This is a genomic window from Anthropogastromicrobium aceti (assembly GCF_020687335.1).
Classification (GTDB): Bacteria; Bacillota; Clostridia; order Lachnospirales; family Lachnospiraceae; genus Anthropogastromicrobium; species Anthropogastromicrobium aceti.
The window spans coordinates 1-20159 of the sequence record NZ_JAJEQN010000025.1; the positions used below are offsets into that span (position 1 = coordinate 1).

At 40.5% G+C, this 20159-nt stretch carries 16 protein-coding genes and 1 riboswitch; of the genes, 15 read left to right on the top strand and 1 reads right to left on the bottom strand.

From position 1 onward, the window contains the following. Positions 1–193: 193 nt before the first annotated feature. From LKD48_RS10160 to LKD48_RS10170, 3 genes are all read left to right on the top strand, one after another. A complete protein-coding gene (locus LKD48_RS10160; RefSeq protein WP_308731953.1) occupies positions 194–2191 on the top strand; it encodes a DUF7657 domain-containing protein in 1998 nt (665 codons plus the stop codon). A 36-nt stretch (positions 2192–2227) separates the two neighbouring features. Beyond that, a complete protein-coding gene (locus LKD48_RS10165) occupies positions 2228–3166 on the top strand; it encodes a glycosyltransferase family 2 protein (RefSeq protein ID WP_308731954.1) in 939 nt (312 codons plus the stop codon). A gap of 257 nt (positions 3167–3423) precedes the next feature. Then, the gene (locus tag LKD48_RS10170) at positions 3424–5085 is read left to right on the top strand and encodes a DUF3794 and LysM peptidoglycan-binding domain-containing protein (protein WP_308731955.1); all 1662 of its coding nucleotides are present in this window, start codon (positions 3424–3426) and stop codon (positions 5083–5085) included. 413 nt (positions 5086–5498) lie between these two features. On the opposite strand, the gene LKD48_RS10175 is transcribed toward LKD48_RS10170, so the two are convergent. Next, on the bottom strand, positions 5499–5717 hold the full coding sequence (locus LKD48_RS10175) for a DUF1858 domain-containing protein (RefSeq protein ID WP_066558154.1): 219 nt from the start codon (positions 5715–5717) through the stop codon (positions 5499–5501). 213 nt (positions 5718–5930) lie between these two features. On the opposite strand from LKD48_RS10175, the gene LKD48_RS10180 reads away from it, so the two are divergent. From LKD48_RS10180 to LKD48_RS10235, 12 genes are all read left to right on the top strand, one after another. Further along, positions 5931–6830, top strand: a complete 900-nt coding sequence (locus LKD48_RS10180; protein WP_308731956.1) for a glycosyltransferase family 2 protein — start codon at positions 5931–5933, stop codon at positions 6828–6830. Between the two features lie 73 nt (positions 6831–6903). Then, complete coding sequence (locus LKD48_RS10185; RefSeq protein WP_308731957.1) at positions 6904–8271, top strand: hypothetical protein; 1368 nt, start codon at positions 6904–6906, stop codon at positions 8269–8271. Between the two features lie 85 nt (positions 8272–8356). Continuing rightward, a complete protein-coding gene (locus tag LKD48_RS10190; protein WP_308731958.1) occupies positions 8357–8914 on the top strand; it encodes an RNA polymerase sigma factor in 558 nt (185 codons plus the stop codon). Between the two features lie 75 nt (positions 8915–8989). Continuing rightward, the gene (locus tag LKD48_RS10195) at positions 8990–9766 is read left to right on the top strand and encodes a hypothetical protein (protein WP_308731959.1); all 777 of its coding nucleotides are present in this window, start codon (positions 8990–8992) and stop codon (positions 9764–9766) included. Between the two features lie 77 nt (positions 9767–9843). Continuing rightward, positions 9844–11832: a helix-turn-helix domain-containing protein gene (locus LKD48_RS10200; protein ID WP_308731960.1), complete on the top strand. Its 1989-nt coding sequence runs from the start codon at positions 9844–9846 to the stop codon at positions 11830–11832. Positions 11833–12101: 269 nt separating this feature from the next. Then, positions 12102–13205 (top strand): hypothetical protein, encoded by a 1104-nt coding sequence (locus LKD48_RS10205; RefSeq protein WP_308731961.1) that lies wholly within the window; start codon positions 12102–12104, stop codon positions 13203–13205. Between the two features lie 144 nt (positions 13206–13349). Continuing rightward, positions 13350–14750, top strand: a complete 1401-nt coding sequence (locus LKD48_RS10210) for a hydroxymethylglutaryl-CoA lyase-like TIM-barrel protein (protein WP_308731962.1) — start codon at positions 13350–13352, stop codon at positions 14748–14750. A 17-nt stretch (positions 14751–14767) separates the two neighbouring features. Beyond that, positions 14768–15430 (top strand): GntR family transcriptional regulator, encoded by a 663-nt coding sequence (locus tag LKD48_RS10215; protein WP_308731963.1) that lies wholly within the window; start codon positions 14768–14770, stop codon positions 15428–15430. 56 nt (positions 15431–15486) lie between these two features. Further along, positions 15487–15570: riboswitch (Fluoride riboswitch) on the top strand. A 142-nt stretch (positions 15571–15712) separates the two neighbouring features. After that, positions 15713–16888, top strand: coding sequence for a cation:proton antiporter (locus tag LKD48_RS10220; RefSeq protein WP_308731964.1), 1176 nt, complete (start codon positions 15713–15715; stop codon positions 16886–16888). A gap of 129 nt (positions 16889–17017) precedes the next feature. After that, the gene (locus LKD48_RS10225) at positions 17018–18103 is read left to right on the top strand and encodes an iron-siderophore ABC transporter substrate-binding protein (protein WP_308731965.1); all 1086 of its coding nucleotides are present in this window, start codon (positions 17018–17020) and stop codon (positions 18101–18103) included. Continuing rightward, entirely contained in the window at positions 18100–19098 is a 999-nt protein-coding gene (locus LKD48_RS10230; RefSeq protein WP_308731966.1) for a FecCD family ABC transporter permease, read from the top strand. Before LKD48_RS10225 ends, LKD48_RS10230 begins: the two co-directional genes overlap by 4 nt. After that, positions 19095–20159, top strand: a complete 1065-nt coding sequence (locus tag LKD48_RS10235; RefSeq protein ID WP_308731967.1) for a FecCD family ABC transporter permease — start codon at positions 19095–19097, stop codon at positions 20157–20159. The genes LKD48_RS10230 and LKD48_RS10235 overlap by 4 nt, the downstream gene beginning before the upstream one ends.

Here is a 20159-nt window from a genome sequence, read left to right on the forward strand (position 1 = left end):
GAGCGGATTACGAATGTTTTTGAAGATTGCGAGAGTGCAAAGCACGTAGCAATCTGGTATCAAAGGGGTCAAAATACCTTTTGACCCCAACATCATTGATATAAATTAAGTGACAAATTTGTCACTAAAGAGTAAGAGAGATGTCACCTAGATGCGGTAAGATAATGGAAACACTAAAAAGAAGGGAGAAGTTTTGGAGAAAGAAAAAATGAATGAAAAAAAACAAAAGCAAAGAGGCTTGAAACAGGGATTTGAGCTGATTTATAAATATCGCTTTGTATTATCATTTTTGCTGTTAATCATGTTGGTTTCATTCAAAATCAGCGGATCATCTATGGGGTGTTGGAAGTTGTTTTTGGGAGATGGCGAAAGCGGTATTCGTTTGGGAGAACCGCGTGTCTGGCGAAGTGATGAGTGGGGAACATTGACGCCGCTTTGTTTTCGTCAGCAATATAATACGCTCGGTGCATATAATCGCTATAGCCAAACACTTGGCAGTATATTGACAGATAACATGCTCGTGTATGGACAGCCATCGTGGGATATTTTGACATTATTTCGCCCATTTTATTGGGGATATCTTTTCTTTGGAAGCGAGAGAGGACTTTCATGGTTTTGGTGTTCACGTCTGATCGTGCTGTTTTTGGCATGGTTTGAACTCGGAATGTTTATTACTGATGGGCAGAAAAAATTATCTGTAATGTTATCAATCTGTGTGAGCTTTGCACCATTTTTACAATGGTGGTTTGCAATCAATGGACTTGTTGAGATGCTGATTTACGGTGCTTGTTTTGTGCTTGGAAGTAACTATTTGGTATCACGTGCATTTAATCCAAGAAAAATCGCAGTGGCAGTCGGTATGGCAGTTTGTGCGGTAGGGTATGTTTTGACATTCTACCCGACATGGATGGTGCCAGTGGCATGGGGCTTTGTTCCATTATTTCTGTGGGTTGTCATTTGGAAATTTAACAGGAAGGTGTTAAGACGAGTTGATGTGGTGCCATGGCTTCTTATTTTCGTGATTACAGCAGCAGGTCTTACAGTACTTGCTGTCACTTCATGGGATGTGATTAAAGCAGAATTAAATTCAGTTTATCCCGGAAATGCACCTTCGTCATCAGGCGGTACAGGTTTTTGGTGGATGATGAAATACCCGATTTCGCTTGTCAGCAGATTTAGTATGAATGAACTAATTGTAGAAAATTCATCCATCATTTGTTTTGCACCAACAGGATTTATACTTGCGCTGTGGGTAATCATTAAAGAAAAAAAGAAGGATCCTTTACTCATTCTTTTACTTGGAATAAATCTGTTTTTGGCTTGGTACTATTGTGTTGGTATTCCTAAATGGCTTGCCAAAATGCTACTGCTTAGTTTTGTAAATTCAAATCGCGGACCGCAGGTGTTAGGCTTTCTTCGCTTGACTCTATTTGTCAGAGCTGTCGCATTAAAAGAAAAAGCACCTAAAAGGTGGTTAGCAGCATTGGCAGCTGTCATTTCATCAGCTGTACCGATGAGATTAGCCTTGGGATTTACAAAGTATGAGCCAGGCGGACTTAGATATGAGTATTTTGATACAGCAGAGAAAATTTTAGTTGTCTGGGCAATTCTAGCAGTTGTTTTTTATCTGCTGTATCGGGCAAGAAAAAGCAAGTATACAATGGCAGTTTTAGGAGTATGCACAGTAGTATTAGCATCATCAATTTGGATAAATCCAGTTGCAAAGGGGGTACCTGAAATTACGAAAAGTGAAACGATGCAGCAAATTCGTGATCTTGTAAAAGAGGATCCCAAGGCAATATGGCTTGTCGTAGATATGGCCTACCCGGCTACTAACATTCCTGCGATGGCAGGAGCAGATTGCCTGAATACAACGCAGACATATCCTCAGAAAACACGCTGGGAGATGCTAAATCAGGAGGGAGAATGTGAAGATATCTACAATAGGTATTGTCATATTAGAGCATCACTTGGAAGCAAGACGATGCTTGAGTTAGTTAGTACAGATTATGTAGAAGTAACACTTTCACCAGAAGATCTAAAGAAATTAAATATCAGATATATAGTCAGTACAAATGATTTTGATGAAAAAATAGCAGCTGGAATAACTAATATTTTTACAGACAGTGGCATTGAATTTCAAAAATACTATGAAGGAGCACAGCTATCAATATTTAGATGTGTTTATTAAAACTTGCAGTGTACCAATTTGAAAGGAGGAGAGGACATGGATGATATTGCTGTATTGATCCCCTGTTATAATGAGGACAAAACAATTGAAAAGGTGGTATCAGATTTTAAACGTGTGCTGCCTGACGCCGTCATTTATGTGTACGACAATAATTCAACAGATGACACAGAGAAGCTTGCAAAAAAGGCAGGAGCTATAGTGCGTCATGAGTATCAGCAGGGAAAGGGAAATGTAGTGCGCAGAATGTTTCAGGAAATTGATGCACATTGCTACATACTTGTGGATGGGGATGACACTTACCCAGCAGAATCTGCTGCAAAAATGGTAAAGCTTGTACAGGAACACAATGCGGATATGGTAGTTGGAGATAGATTGTCATCTACTTATTTTGAGGAAAACAAGCGCCCATTCCACAATATAGGCAATTGTCTTGTTCGGGGAATGGTATCAAAACTTTTCCACGGAAGCATACGCGATATCATGACGGGGTATCGTGCATTCAGCTACCGTTTTGTAAAAACATTTCCAATTTTATCATGTCGGTTTGAGATAGAGACAGAAATGAGTATTCATGCGATTGACAAGCGTATGCAGGTGGAAAACGTGATTGTACCATATCGTGATCGACCAGAAGGAAGCGTGTCAAAGCTGAATACCTTCTTAGATGGTTGGAGTGTAATTAAGACGCTGATTCGTCTTTTCCGTATTTACAATCCATTTGCCTTTTTCGGTATAATAAGCATAATGTTGTTTCTAATTTCGCTAGTAATGTTTGTGCCAGTATTAATCACTTATATTGAAACAGGCCTTGTGCCGCGCTATCCAACACTGATTGTCAGCGGATTTTTGTCAGTCGCAGCAATACAGCTTGCAGGCATTGGAATATCACTCCAAAATATGCTTCACAAAAATCGCCAGGATTTTGAATTAGAGCTGTATCATGCAGAAATTCAGGAGCGAACAGAAAAAGATTAGTTACTATTCATGGATAAGCTAATATTGCGGCAAAGCCCGAAGGTGAATGGATTTCACGAGACGGACACTTGAAGCAGGTCTTTCAAAGTAATGTATAATAATAAAGAACATAAAAGGAACCTGCTGAGTTTGGTCCGTCGACGAAACCATTGCACCGAAGGGCTTTTGTTGCGTGACGCATGAACAGTAACAAAGATTAAATATTTCATCATAAAAAATAAATCGCCTTCATATACTAGTAATAGGGCCAGTCGGTCATGTCAAAACCGACTGAAAGCGGCAAAGCCCAATATCAGTATATGGAGGCGATTATGTTAGAGCTGCAGAAAAAACAGATACATATGAGCAGGAGCAAAAATACAGTGAGTGCGCAGGTTACATTTGATGAGGATTTTAATATTCCAGATGCGAAGCCAGATGTGGGAAGCGTACTGCTGAAGCAGGCAGATGCCGTGATGGAGGAACTTCGCCAGCTTTCAGAAAAGGTAATCATAAAAGGACGGCTTGACTTTGAAATTTTATATGCCGTAGAGGGTTCTGGCAGAATGAAAAATTTGTCTGGTGCACTTACATTTGAAGAAAATGTGAGCTATCCAGGACTTGAGCCGGGCGATTATGTGCGCTGCCGCACAAAGGTAGAAGATATCAGTATTCGTGTTGTCAACTCAAGAAAGCTTCATATCAGTGCCGTGCTTGGTGCGGAACTTTTTGCCGCATCGGCACAGCTTGAGGAGGCAGCAAGATCGCTTTCAGGACAAGAAGATATCGCTGTACTTGGAAAAGATATGGAAGTGGTGTCTTTGCAGCTGCAAAAAAAGGATACGTTTCGTATGGAGGATGATGTAGTAGTAGCTCCGGGAAAACCGCTTGCACAGTCACTTTTATGGAAATCACTTAGTCTTAGAAGTATGGAATATCAGGCTCAGGAAGACAAAATGCTCATTCAGGCAGAGGCAGCCTTATTTGTAATTTATGAGGCAGGACAGGAGCAGCTTCCTATGCAGTGGATGGAAAAGACGATCTCATTTACAGGAGAACTGCCGCTTGTTGGATGCCGTCATGAGATGATTCCATCGGTGGAGCCAGTTTTGATAAAAAAAGAGATTAGTATTCATCCAGACGAAGATGGAGAAAATCGAATATTCCATGTGGAAGCAGTAGTGGAGCTTGATATGAAGCTGTATCTTGAGGAAAAGGTACATTTGCTCTGTGACGCTTATTCGACAACAAAAGAAGTAGACACAAGCTACAAGACGGCTCATTTGGAAACACTTCAGATGAAAAATAAAGCAAAGTGCAGAATCACTGAAAAGATTCCGCTTCACAGCACTGACACCATGCTCCAAATTTGTCACAGTGAAGGAACAGTGTCAATTGATCGTACAGAGATTGTATCAGAGGGCATTCGTGTGGAGGGTGCTGTCTATGTGACTGTATTATATCTGGCAGCAAACGATGAACGGCCAATGCAGGCTGCGGCAGGTGTGATTCCGCTCAGCCATGTAATTGAAGCAGGAGGAATTACGCCGGGAAGCTGTTTTACTATAAGCCCAATGTTAGAACAAATTACAACAATGATTGCGCCAGGAGGTCAGGGAGAAGTACGTGCAGTCATTAGCCTTGATACATTTGTGCTCTCAGAACATGAAATTTCAGTGCTCGATCAGGTGAGCTTTACAGGTGAACAGATTGATCCAAATGATTTTCCAGGAATGATTGGCTATATTGTACAGCCGGGTGATAATCTTTGGTCAATAGCAAAAAAATATAGAATGAGCATTGAGCGGATCCGCGAGGTTAACCAAGATAATACAAAAGCAGATTTATTAAATGCTACCGCTTCCAGTATGCAAAAAGAAGGAAAATCGCCAGAAGAGCTTGGCACAAAGCCAGGACAAAAACTTCTTTTGGTGCGATAAGAGAATTGTAATAGGGAATATTAAAAAATGATAGGATAGGAACATTTCTTGACGTATTGCATAACATAATATTGTAACGCAGCAGGGCGGATACCGCAGGTTGCGCACGAAACTGCCGGCTGCTTCTGATAGATCTTACCCGGTCCGAAAGGACCGGATACATAATCAGAAGCAGCCGGTTTTGTGTTCGTGGATGCTGTCTACCATCTGAACAATTTCAGGTGTCAGCAACTTCGCAGGACTTGTGATATAATCAAACTCTCTCATAAAAATCTCCATCATTTTGTTTCTAGTATCCATGGTGTTTTGTTTAAGATAAACTGTCAAATTCAAAAAGAAAACAGTTGGAGTTATCCACAACAGAAACAGGGCTGCGAAAAAACTTTCATTTTTTCGCAGCCCCTTAAAAAGTATTACTGAGCATCCTGAGCATTCTCAGCTAAAAACTCATTGATCTTATCAACCAGATCATCTGGATCAAGTCCGTGAACCTCAGCAGCCTCGCCGATAGACTCAGCCTGAGATGCTGGGCAGCCAAGGCAATGCATACCAGCAGCCATAAGAATCGGAATAACACCGGTGTTTACCTGAAGCAGTTCACCGATTGTAATATCTTTTGAAATCTGTGTCATATTAAAACCTCCATAAAAAATGCTTGGAATCAGACCAAAATGTCTAATCAACCTTCATTATAAAGGGTATCAAATAGAAAAGCAAGGGGATATTTTGCAGTTTTGCGAATGGATATGATGATGGTACGAATTTCGTAAAATTTGTGATTGAGTTATAAAAAAATGTAACCAATGAAAATAAAATCGGACTTAAATGGTGAAAGGAGGAAAAAAATGGATGAGATAGCAGTACTAATTCCATGCTTCAATGAAGAAATTACGGTTGGAAAGGTGGTGAGAGACTTTAAAAAGACATTGCCGCAAGCTACGGTATATGTATATGACAACAATTCTACTGACAAAACAGTGGAAAAAGCAAAAGAAGCTGGTGCAATTGTTCGACATGAGTACCAACAAGGAAAAGGGAACGTTGTGCGAAGAATGTTTCAGGAGGTAGAAGCACAGTGCTACATTCTGGTTGATGCAGACGATACCTATCCAGCGTCGGAGGCGGCAAAGATGACGGAACGAGTTTTAAAATATCATGCTGATATGGTAGTAGGAGATCGACTTAGTTCCACGTACTTTAAGGTAAACAAGCGGAGATTTCATAATTCAGGAAATCGCTTTATGCGCTTGGCAGTACAAAAATTGTTTGGTGGGAAGGTAAGAGATGTAATGACAGGGTATCGTGCATTGAGTTACCGTTTTGCAAAGACAATTCCAGTATTGAGCCAGAACTTTGAAATAGAAACTGAACTGACAGTTTATGCATTAGAAAATAATCTGCAGGTAGAAGAAATTGCTGTAGCGTATAAGGAACGACCAAATGGTAGTCAGTCAAAATTAAGCACAATAAGAGATGGCATAAGCATAATAAAAAAATTACTGCATCTGTTTTGTTTTTATAAACCTGAAAAACTTTGGAAAATAGTAGTGTTTGTGGCAGGATTCGTAGAAATTAAAAATGCTAAAGTAAAAAAAATCTCAAATATAAGAGAAAATTTACTACATATTTCAAGTGGAATGCAAGTTTTGATTGCGCTTGTTTTAATTGAGAATATACATTACAAAAATAAAATGGATTCTGAAGCTAGACTTCAAAATAAAAAAATATATTCTGAAATTATATAAAAACATGTATCGTAGGAGGAAAAAAATTGATACTATGTGGTTAAAACGCAACGATGCAAAACGATTTATTTGCATGATAATTACAATTGTGCTAAGCGTTTATCCCATGTCACTTTCGCCTGTTTGGAATGGAACAATTCCGGGTCATAGAGATCAATATGAGAGGATGGCACAATCTATTTTGAATGGTCATTTGTACCTTGAATATGAAGATGTTGATCCAAGATTATCTGAAATGGAAAATCCCTATGATCCACAGGCAAGGAAGGAACTAGGTATTTATTATCATTGGGATCATGCATTTTATAATGGAAAATACTATATGTATTTTGGAATTGTTCCTGTAGTTCTTTTGTTTCTTCCATATCAGCTTTTGACAGGAAATGCGCTTACTACATACAAAGCAACACAGATTTTTACTGTGGGGACAATCCTTGCTATTTTTGCATTATTTGATTTCTTACGAAAAAAATTTTTTCCTAAAATGCCATTTGACCTATATTTGATCTTATCAATGGTACTATCATTTGTAAGTGTATGGTATGCAATCGCGGCACCAGCATTATATTGCACAGCGATCATGTCAGCTGTGTGTATGGAAATAATAAGCTTGAACCTGATGGTTAGAGTGGTGTGGGATTCAGAGCAGAAAAAAGGAAGAAAAATGGCAGAATTGTCAGGAAGTTTTCTGTGTGCATCATTGGCATTTGGATGCCGACCGACTATTGCACTTTCCGGAATACTCCAGATTATGCTGTTTTATTTGCATCTGCATGAACTAAAATCAAAGAAAAAAAGTATGAAAGCCTGTTTAACAGCAGGGATTCCATGTTTGGTTACAGCTATATTGCTGATGTGGTACAACTATGCAAGATTTGGAAGTATATGGGAATTTGGTCAACACTATCAGCTAACGGTGGCAGATCAACGCTTATATAGTTTATTTGCAGGATTCAGATTAGACAAAATTATAAACGGACTCGTATATCAATTTGCTTCGTGGAGTCCAATACAAGGAAAATTTCCATACATAAGCTATGAAGGAATTTTGTTTGCATTTCCTGTTTTTTGGTGCATTGCCGCTTTTTTGCAGGATTCAGTGAAGAAGGAAATAAAGGAAAAACATCTGACAGCAATAATAAATATACTTATTGCATTAATAATAGGAATTACAGTGTTCGATAGTGTTTATACACCCTATATGGTGACAAGATATCAGCTTGATGTAAATTTCTTATTAGGAATTGCTTGTTTTGTAGCGGTAGGGTTTAGGTGTGAAACGGCAAAAAATAGGGGCTGGAATCGTTTTGTATGGATAACTGCAGTTATGACATTATTAATTTTGCCCTTACTTATTCTTGTTCCATATGATGGAAATTTTACGGAACAGAATCCACAGATATTGACTCAAGTAGAAAAGATGATATTCTGGTGGAGATGAATTTGTGAATATTCGCTTTAATGCAGAACAATTTGATATAATGGTCAATGGATAGAAAAAGCAAAAGAGAAAGAAGGTGGAAAGTATGGAGGACTTAAAAATCATACAGCTTTATTGGGAAAGAGAAGAGTCTGCCATTATACAGACAAAAGAAAAATATGGAAAAACAATGGAGCAGCTCGCCTATCGATTGCTGTTTGACTATCAGGATACAGAAGAGTGCTGCAGCGACACTTACTGGGACTTGTGGAATGCGCTCCCACCTAATCGCCCCATTCATCTCAAGGCATTTATCATGCGGATATGTCGCTGCAATGCAATGAACCGTTTGGAAAGAAGAGAAGCAAAAAAAAGAAAATGTGTGATGGTTGAGATGACAAAGGAACTCGAAGAAACTATACCAGATGAGACATTTCAGAAAACGTCAGAGGGGGAATTGACGATGTATATTCAAGATTATCTGAGAAGCCTGCCTTCTGATAAAAGAATATTGTTTGTTCGAAGATATTGGTATGGAGATTCGATTAAGGAATTGGCGGTTATGTTCCATATGACACAAAGCAGTGTCAAGGTTTCTCTATTTCGCATGAGAGAACAGTTTAAAGAAATGCTGGTTTGTCAGGGTGTAATTGAATCTCATTGAAAGAAAGCACTTGCTATAAAATGGAAAAGTGGATATGGGATTAGAAATAGTATGACAGCAGGGAAAGGAAAATGTATGAAAGTTCATAGCTTGTTAAAATCATTAAATGCGATTGACGAAGAAATGATTGCAGAAGCAGATCGTTTTGCAGTAAAGCGAAGGGAGCAATTGAAAAGTAGACAGCATATTTTTGTGACAGAAGTGACAGCTGTGGCAGCTATTGCAATTGCGGTAGCAGGCGTTTTTTTCTTCTCGTTGCAGCCAGGTCACACACCACAAAAGCAGTCAGGTCAAAATGGAGTTCTGCTGGATGATACGCAGACAAAAACAACTGCAAAAGCAGATGAAGAGATGAAAACAACGGCAGAAGAGACACAAGAACTTGTGAAGATTGCACTGGCACCTGCGGTGTATACACAGGATATGGTCGAGTATATAAAGGCAGTATCTAATGAATGGATAGAGCATTTTGAAATGTATAGTCAAACTGAGTACATAGATGACGCTGAGTTTTTTATTATGGAGCCATTCCAAACATGGAATAAGACACCATCTGGAGAAACCTGTTCAGAGGGGTATGTACTTCCGGTTGTATATGAGAATCAGGTGATTTGTACGGTAATGCTTTATCAGGTTGATAATAGTTGGCATTACTCATTATCTAGTGATTTGTGCAAAGAGCTAAATGAGCTGATAAATTATTCAGGGCAAGCCAGAATCGTGTATGAGTTTGATGATAATGGAACCTATATACAAACTGCACTTTTGTATGACGAAAACGGAAATGATGCAAAAAGCATCACCGTGTTGTTGACCCTGACCGCTGGGGATGAACTCAGTTCATCTCGCTAGCTAGCTGCCTATTGTCCAAAAACGATTTCTGTGTTAGTATGGTTGTAGACTTAAAAGCCATGGAGGACATTTGAGGCATGGAAAAGACATTGACACAAACAGATACACAGGTTAAAGAAAAAAATAAAATAAAAGCCCAAACAGAAACCCAAACAGAAAGCAGAGCGGACGCACAAGAAAATGAGTATGTGTGGAAAAATGGTCATCCCACAGAGGAGGAAGTACTGTGCCAGTCCAGCTGTAGGGGCTTTTTTCGGCTTTTTAATAATCTTCGCAAACAGCGTGGAATTAAACTAGAGCAGCTGGTAAACGGTGTAATGACGAGACGAATGCTTTCAACTATAATCAAAGGAGACGGCTATTTTTCCAGAGAAAGCTGGGAATTTCTTATGCACCGAATGGGTGCATTGACTGATTATTTTGAAGCAATTGTGTCGAGAAAAGAACTGGAAGACTGGAGAGAGCGGGAAGACATTTGTTTGTTAGTTTGCGAAAGTCCCAAAGAGGCAAGGACGAAGCTGGAAGCTTATGAAAAGGCACATCCCAAAATGACCTCAATGGCAAAATTATTCTGCCTTAAAATGGAATGGCTATTGAAAAAGGAGATAGCCAGTCCACAAGTGCTTTATGAGCTTGCATGCGAAGCAGTTTGTTGCACGGTAAAAGAAGAGTGGCAGGAACAACTCTCAGGACTTTGGCTGGCACCAGCTGAGCTAGAAGCTATTTTGCTTGTAAGCTGGTCACTTGGACTTCTGGGAGAAACAGAAAAAGCATTGTTTCTATTTCATCAAGTCTGGAACTATCCTAAGAAAAAAGGCTGGGAAGATCGGATGACGCAATTACTTTGTCCGCAGGCCGCTCTGGTTGGAATGCAGCTGTATCAGCAGTTGGGTGAATTTCAAAAAGCATTTGATATCGGCAACTCTGCGTTAGAGCTGCTTCGTGCGCAAAATAGCCAGCGCTATGCGTATCCACTTTTTCTGTCATTGATTGATGTAGGAGAAAAATTAAAGAAAACAAACAGAGCACCAGAGAATATACAGCAACTTAAGGATTTTCGAGATGCATTTCAGACTGTGTATCAGGAAAATCATTTGCCGTGTATGCGTGTATGGCAGAGGGGCAGTGTAGAAAATTGCTACGATGTCAGTTTGGTGTTAAGGAGAATGCGATTATCTTTAGAAAAGTCGCAGGAAGAAATCTGCACCGATGAGAATGGAAATGAATTTTTACAGGCGCGTCATCTTTCTAGGATTGAAAAAGGAGAAAATCGTCCGTCAAAAGAAAATTTTCAACTCTTAACCAAAAGGATGGGACGAACCTTAGACTGGATTATGCCAATACTGGAAACCGATTCCATCGAAACATTATCCATGCGGCAGGATATGATATATTTGACAAATATGCGCAAATGGGATGAAGTGCAAAAAATGTTGGATGTGCTATGCAAAAAAATGGGAACAGAAGCATGCCAAAAGCCGAGGATTCAGCAGGAAATTCAATCTATTGATGCAATGAGTTTGTTTAGAATGAAGATGATTTTGCCGAAAGAAGCACAAAAGCGTGAAGAGAAAGCTTTGGCATGTACGTTTCCATTAGAGTGGCTATCGCGCAAAGAACTTCCGTTTCTTCAGCGAGAAGAAGGAATGATAATTGGAGATATCGCAAATTTGTACGGAAGAATGGGGAATATTGAATGTGCAGAAAAATTATTCAAGAAACTATATGACGTTTATCATCCACAGCAGCAGTTTTTGAAAATAAATGCGCCGGCATGTTCTGTAATATTAGCGGAATATTCAAAATTTTTGGGAGATAACGCACAATATCAGAGAACTTTGGAAATTGATAAAAATAATCTTGAACATGAACTGGCAGCATATTATATAGTTTTTTCTGGAGAACTGTTATATAATAAGGCATGGGACTATTATGAACTGGATAAAGAAGTATATAGAGATGTATACCGCCGGGAATTCATTTGTGCCCAGCGGTTTGCAGAGTTTTGCAAAAATGAGATGCTTGTTGATTTTTTTGAGCAAAGAGCAAAAAAGTATTTAAATTAATGAGTTTTATTTTTGAGGACCAGGATCAAGATCGGATATCGGAAGTGGTACAGATCCATTATTACTGCTTTCTCCTGTTTCGATAGCAGATGTGCTTTCCTCTGTTTCTTCTATAGTTTTTTTTAGAGTTTTAATAAAAATTAGATAAATTAATTTCTACGATTATGGGAAATGATTTGTCTATTTACGGGAATTAAAAAAATTGGTATACTATAAGTAAACAATGTGGTTATGAGTAGTTAACTAATTCGAAATGGAGGATAATTTATATGAAAAAAAGACTTGCAACATTAATTTGTGTAATGCTATTTTTGTGCCAAAATAGTTTGTATGTGACGGCAGAAGCCGCTTCGGTAATTCAAATAGAAAATAAGAAGGCAACAAAAGAGCAAGAAACATCAAGTGAAAATGATGAGGAACAGGATGTACTTTGGATTCCGGCAGTTTATCAAGGAATCAATACTGAGTTTGGAACGTATTATGCATATGAAACGAATTTAATTTTTGAAATGTCTGATGAAGAAAAAAATCTGATTGCAACAGATTTAATGTGCGAATATATGAATGGCAGATATTATTTAATTTATGATGATAAGGTTTTGTATTATTCAGTAGAAGCAGATGGAATGCATAAGATTATGGCATATGATGAAAAAAACGGAATGATAAAAGAGATTTATTCTGAACCATATAAAGATTCTGCTGCTGAAGATCTTGTCACACCGAATTATTTGTATCTGCTTGGAAAATATAGTGATTATTTAGTGTTTATGGATCAATCATATGAGCAGAATTTGCAAGAAGAAAGTGGATTCCTTGTGATTTTGAATCTCAAAGACAAAGAAGAAATAAGAGTAAGAAGTTCTTATTATATGGAAGGAGCATATATTCAGGCAGTTTGCGATAAATTGATTACATCAACTTCTGATGGCGGATATTCAGATCTTTATACAATTGATATGAAAACAGGAGAAATTGAAACAATTAGCGAAAAATGTCGGTCAACCAGTGGGGATTATATAAAAGGAACGGATGTTTATTATTTGGAAAAAAGAAACGGGGAAGATCAGATATATTATCTTGTCTGCTATGATTTAGAGAAAGAAAAAGAAGACTGGAGTATTGAATTAGCAGGAGAATGGTATGAACAGAATGGATGTTTTTGGGGAAATGATCTTCAAGAAAATACATACATTATAACCTATGATGGCGTACAATATCCATATGATGGAGAATGCAAGAGTTTAAATCGAGTGGATGGACAGTATGTAGATTACACATCAGATGGAAAAATAAGAAAATTAAATGAGGAAACAGGTGAATGGGAAGATTGGGTTGACTGTCCCCAGTGGCTCAATTTTGGTCAGAGATAAAAAATGTACTTGACAGATTTAAATTGAATTGTATAATTGTATACAATGATACAAATTCATCACGGTAACGTGGCAGAATGGTATACAGAAAAAGTGCTGTAACAGATGCACTGCAAATGAGGAGCAACAGAGGAGGACGACACTATGAAGGCAAATAAGACAATTAATCTGAGCACCAAAACCAACCTGCTAGAACAGGATCTGTATGAGTACAAGCTGCAGGATGTCAGCCAGCCGGAGCTGTTTAGGGAGATTTTCCCATATAACGAGGTTCCAAAGGTATCCTACAACTATCGCCATGTACCGATGGATATGCCGGAACACATTTACATCACTGACACCTCTTTTCGTGACGGTCAGCAGTCACGCGAGCCATATACCACACAGCAGATGGTAGATTTGTATAAAATGCTTCACCGTCTCGGTGGTCCAAATGGTATTGTGCGTCAGACTGAGTTTTTTGTTTACTCAAAGAAGGACCGTGATGCGTTAGAGCGCTGTATGGAGCTTGGATATGAGTTCCCGGAGATCACAACGTGGATTCGAGCAACAAAGAGTGATTTTGAACTGGTAAAAAATATTGGTATTCGTGAGACAGGTATCCTTGTTAGCTGCTCTGATTATCATATCTTTAAAAAAATGAATTTGACAAGAAAGCAGGCAATGGAAAAGTATCTGGGTATTATTTCAGACGCGATTGAGGCTGGTCTTCATCCAAGATGCCACTTTGAAGATATCACAAGAGCTGACTATTATGGATTTGTTGTTCCGTTTGCTACTGAGTTGATGAAATTGTCAAAGGACAGTGGTGTTCCGATTAAGATTCGTGCCTGCGATACCATGGGTTATGGAATTTCCTATCCAGGTGTTTCACTTCCGCGAAGCGTGCCGGGAATCATCTATGGCTTAAAGCATTATGCCGGTGTGCCAAGTGATATGTTGGAGTGGCATGGACATAATGATTTTTACAAGGGTGTTGTCAATGCATCTACCGCATGGCTGTATGGTGCAGGCGCAGTAAACTGTTCTCTGCTTGGAATCGGTGAGCGTACCGGAAATGTGCCGCTTGAAGCAATGGTATTTGAATATGCATCATTACGCGGTGATTTTGATGGAATGAATCCGACTGTAATCACAGAGATTGCGGAATATCTTGAGAAAGAGACTGGTTATGAAACACCGCCGATGACACCATTTGTTGGAAGAAACTTCAACCTGACAAGAGCAGGTATTCATGCCGATGGTATCATGAAGGATCCAGAAATTTATAACATCTTTGATACCGAGCTGATCTTGAATCGTCCGCCGATGGTTGCTATCAGCAACACTTCTGGTCTGGCAGGTATTGCCGTATGGATTAACCAGTATTATGGTTTAAAGGGTGCAGAGGCAATTGATAAGAAGAACGAAGGCGTTGTAACGATCAAGGAACTGATTGATCAGGAATATGCAAATGGACGTATTACTGTTATCAGTGAGACAGAGATGATTCGTTATGCAGAACAGTATGTATTCCACAGAGACGTGGATTATGAAGATAAATAAGAAGGAGACAAAAGGGTATGCAGCAGAGTGGAGATCCGCTTCGCATTCAAGTATTTAATACGCTGGAGGATGCGATTTTAAACGGAAGCTACAAGGAAGGAGATAGCTTAAATGAGCTGAGGCTTTCAAAGAGTCTGGGTGTGAGCCGTACTCCTGTGCGGGAAGCTCTGATGCAGCTTGAGCTTGAGGGACTTGTCAAAAACATCCCAAATAAAGGGGCAGTCGTAGTTGGCATTTCAGAGCAGGATGTAGAGGACATTTACGAGATTCGTATTAGAACTGAGGGATTGGCTGCACGTCTTTGCGCCGAAAAGATCACAGATGAAGAACTCGAAGAGCTTGAGCAGTGTATGGCACTTCAGGAATATTATTTAAAAAAACAAGACAGTGCAAAAGAAATGGGCGAGTTAGACGGTGAGTTTCATCGAATTATCTTCGCTGCATCAAAGAGCCGTCCGCTCCAAAATGTGCTGACAAGCTTTCATAACTATATCAGGCGTGCTCGTGCCGTCTCTGTCTGTGTGACGGGACGTGCCGAGGAATCTGTTTCTGAGCATCGCGCGATATTAGAGGCGATCACAAAGCATGATGGGGAGCTTGCAGAAAAGCTTACGGCAGAGCACATTAAAAATGCAAGAGACAACATTGCTACAACAGTTCACACGTCCTGTGAACCGTAGTTCGCTTAACAAAACAAAAATCCCTTTGACAGACCGAAGGCAACACAGTATAATAAATATGTTTTGGGAATGAAGTTCTCCCATTGATACATTCCTTGTATCACAAACCGCTGGTTAAGGCTGATGACTTCTGCGAATTTCGCAGGGATTGTCAGCCTTTTTTGTTCAACAGTTCAAGCGTCACGTTGAATTCAGATAAATCTCATGCTTGCATGAAGATTTGATGAATTGATGTGCGTCCCTTGAACGGTCAAAACTTATGCAAGAAAAAGGAGAAAAAAGATGTTACAAAGTATCGCATTAATGCTGCTGCTCGGAATGGCACTCGGGTGGCTGTGCAAAAAAGTAAAGCTGCCTGGACTGGTAGGTATGATTGCCACAGGTATGATTCTGGGTCCATATGGACTGGGCTGGCTGGATTCATCTATTCTTGATATTTCATCACAGCTGCGTCGGATTGCATTGATCATCATCTTGCTTAGGGCAGGACTATCTTTAAATCTGGAGGATTTGAAAAAAGCAGGGCGCCCAGCCATTTTGATGTGTTTTGTTCCAGCTTGCTTTGAGGTGACAGGAATGATTATTCTGGCACCGATTCTTCTTGGTGTATCACGTCTGGACGCTGCAATCATGGGTGCTGTCGTGGGAGCTGTGTCACCAGCTGTCATTGTACCGCGCATGATTAAGCTGACAGAAGAAGGATGGGGCACGAAAAAGTCTATTCCGCAGCTGATTCTAGCTGGAGCATCGGTTGATGATGTGTTTGTCATTGTATTGTTCTCAGCATTTACCGGGGTAGCACTTGGAACAGGCGCATCGGCGGCAAGCTTTATAAAGATTCCATTTTCTGTTATATTTGGCGCGGCGTCAGGCTTTCTTGTAGGATACTTACTTGCTGTTTATTTCGAGAAAATTCATATCCGCGATACGGCAAAGGTAATGATTTTGCTTAGTATTTCATTCTTGCTTGTAACAGCAGAGGATCGTTTTGGCGAGGTGATTCCATTTTCTGGATTGTTAGCTGTCATGGGTATGGGAATCGCATTAAAAAGAAAGCGTGCTGTTGTAGCAGTACGTCTGTCATCAAAGTTTAATAAGCTGTGGGTCATGGCAGAGATCATGCTGTTTGTTCTTGTCGGAGCAACTGTTGATCTTCATTATGCTGCATCTGCAGGTATTGCCGCTGTTGTTCTAATCTTAGGTGTTCTAATATTCCGAATGGCTGGTGTGTGGTGCTGTATGTTAGGAACAAATCTTAATAAAAAAGAGCGTATTTTCTGTATGTTCGCTTATATGCCAAAGGCAACTGTGCAGGCAGCTATAGGCGGCATGCCGCTTGCGATGGGACTTTCCTGTGGAAATATTGTTTTGACAGTGGCTGTGCTATCAATCTTGATCACTGCACCGCTAGGGGCTTTTTTAATTGATGGAACCTATAAGAAGTTGTTGATGAAGTAGTCACAAAACGACTGAATCAGGTGAAAAGCTTTTTTTTAGGGTGTCATCATTGACGGATTTTTGATCTCGTGCTATACTCCTACCGAAAGTTAGAAAACACTAATTAAAGTTTGACATATGGAGGAAATTATGAGAATCAAAAAAGCACTTTTTCTTGGCACACTTTGTACAGCAGTTTCCGGTATGAGTTTGTTTGCGCAGGCAGGCGTTTCCTATGCAAAGAGCGCGAAAGAAGCAACCGAGGAGGCAAGCAGTGAGGAAGCGACCGAGGTAGAATCTGAGGAGGAGACCAGTGAGGAGGTCACCTACCCAATTACCATTGAGCATGCATTTGGCGAGACAGTAATTGAGAGCAAGCCAGAGCGTATTGCAACAATCGGTTGGGAAAATCAGGATACCCCACTTGCACTTGGTGTTGCACCGGTTGGTGTTTCTGCAGCAAACTATGGACTGGTAACTGATAACAATTTGCATCTGTGGACCGATGAGGCATTTGCAGATCTTGGCGTAGAGAAGCCGGTTGTTTTTGATGATGTGGATGGACTGGATTTAGAGCAGATCAGTGATTGCAATCCAGATGTCATTTTGGCAGCATATTCAGGTATGACTCAGGAAGACTATGATACGTTAAGCCAGATCGCACCAGTTATTCCGTATAAGGAGAAGGCTTGGCAGACAAGCTGGAGAGAGCAGACCATCGAGAATGCCGAGGGTATGGGCATGAAGTCAGAGGGCGAGAAGAAGGTAAAGGAAGTGGAGGAGCTGATTGCAGAAAAGCTTGAGGAATATCCACAGCTTGAAGGAATCCCAACTGCATTTTGTTGGATCAGTGCAGATGATTTCAGCACATTTTATGTATATCTTCCGGCCGATCCGAGAGCAGCATATCTGTTAGATCTTGGTTTTACACTTCCAGAGAGTGTACAGAAGCTTGCTGGCGAGACGGATGATTTTAATATCACAGTGAGTCGTGAGAATGCGGATCAGCTTGATGATATTCAGCTTATGGTTGTTTACGGAGATGAGGATCTGTTGAAGTCTTTACAGGAGGATAAGTTAATGAGTCAGATTCCGGCAATCAAAAACGGTGCAGTTGCATTGGTTGACAGTACCTCTGCACTTGCAGGCGCTTGCACTCCGTCCATTCTTTCGATCCCGTATGAGATTGACGAGTATCTTCAGTTACTTTCTGATGCAGCGGAGAATATCAAATGAGAGACAGACGGTTCCTATTAACAGCAGCTGCTTCTATCATGCTTTTGCTGTTTTGTGTACTGGCATCGATAGCCTGCGGATCAAAATCCGTGGGCTTTCCAACTGTTATTCGAAGTCTTTTTCATTTGGGCGAGGAGACATTTGAAAATAATGTTGTGCAGGCGAGAATCCCAAGAACTGTGTTTGGCATTTTAGCAGGAGCATCGCTTAGCGTATCAGGCGCACTGATGCAGGCAGTGACAAGAAATCCGATTGCGGATCCAAGTATTTTAGGAGTCAATACGGGGGCTTCCCTTTTTGTTGTATGCGGAATCGCTTTTTTTCATATTAGTAAGGGCAGTCAGTATATTTGGCTGGCATTTGCCGGAGCAGCTGCGACAGCAGTACTCGTATATGGCTTGGCATCAATTGGTGGAAATGGTGCAACACCAATTAAATTGGCACTTGCCGGTGCGGCAGCAGGAACGGCACTCCAATCTCTTGTCAACACAGTCATGCTTCCAAACAATCAGGTAATGGATCAGTTTCGCTTTTGGCAGACAGGAAATATTGGCGGAGCAAGTTGGACAGATATCCGCTTGCTTGCTCCATATTTTGTGATTGGATTTGTCGTCAGCATTTGCATGGCAGCTCCGCTAAACACATTGGCACTTGGGGATGAGGCGGCAACTGGACTTGGCTTGAACGTGCCGCTTACAAGAGCATTTGCTTCTCTTGCAGGCGTACTTTTGTGTGCATCAACGACAGCACTTGCCGGACCGATCAGCTTTGTGGGTCTGATGGTTCCGCATCTGTTTCGTCTGGTAATTGGTCCAGATATGAAAAAGATTCTTCCGCTGTCTGCAGTTGGTGGCGCAGCCTTACTTCTATTTGCAGATACAATGGGACGAATTTTGGGAAGTCCTGGCGAATTGGAATCAGGTATTGTCACAGCACTGATCGGTGCACCGGTATTTATTCTCATCATCAGAAAGGCAAAGGTAAAGTCACTGTGAAAGAAACGACATTGCAAACATCTAAAAATGTGTCTTTTGATGGAATCTCTAATGTAGAGGCAGGATATCACAGACGACAGAGAAAAAGCATCGTGGTTTCGCTTGTACTTTTGGCAATCGCGCTCGTGCTAGCAGCAGTTATGATGCTTTACGGAAATACAATTTATACGCCAAGTGAGGTATGGGATGCCTTAAAGGAAGTGGAGGGTAGTGCAGTCTTCACGGTGAAGACGCTTCGCCTTCCAAGAATGCTCACTGCAATTTTGGCAGGCTTTGCGTTTGGTATGGCCGGAAACACGTTTCAGCAGCTTTTGGGAAATCCGCTTGCAAGCCCTGATATCATCGGTGTGACATCGGGAGCAAGTGTTGCTGCTGTATTTGGCATTCTTGTCTTGAAGCTTCCAACTGGCATCGTATCACTTCTTGCTGTAGTCTCAGGTCTTTTTGTCTCGTGCCTGATTTATGTTTTGTCTCAGGGAGGCGGATTTTCCAACGCGAGGCTGATCTTAACTGGAATTGGTATGCAGGCATTTTTAAATGCGATTATTTCATGGCTCTTATTAAAGGCATCCGAGTATGATGTGGCGAATGCACTTCGCTGGCTTTCTGGAAGTTTAAATGGAGTGAAGCTTTCTGAAGTTTTGCCGCTTGCAATTGTTGTCGGCGTGGCAGGCTGTGGAATCCTTCTGTTGAATCGGCAATTAACAATGCTTCAGATGGGAGAAAGCCACGCAATTACGCTCGGTGTAAAGTCAAAAAGGATTCGTCTTATACTGATTTTACTATCCCTTCTATTGGTTGCGTTTGCTACCTCAGTGACAGGACCAATCGCATCGGTTGCCTTTTTGGCAGGACCGATTGCATCACGTCTGTGCGGTGGCGGAAGAACCAATATGCTTTCGTCTGCACTTGTCGGAAGTGTTTTGGTGTTGGCATCGGATTTAATCGGTCAGTTTGCACTTCCATCACGCTATCCGGTTGGTGTTGTAACAGGAATTTTGGGTGCACCGTATTTGATCTTTTTACTTCTTCGAATGAATAAGAAGAGTGAGCATGTGTAA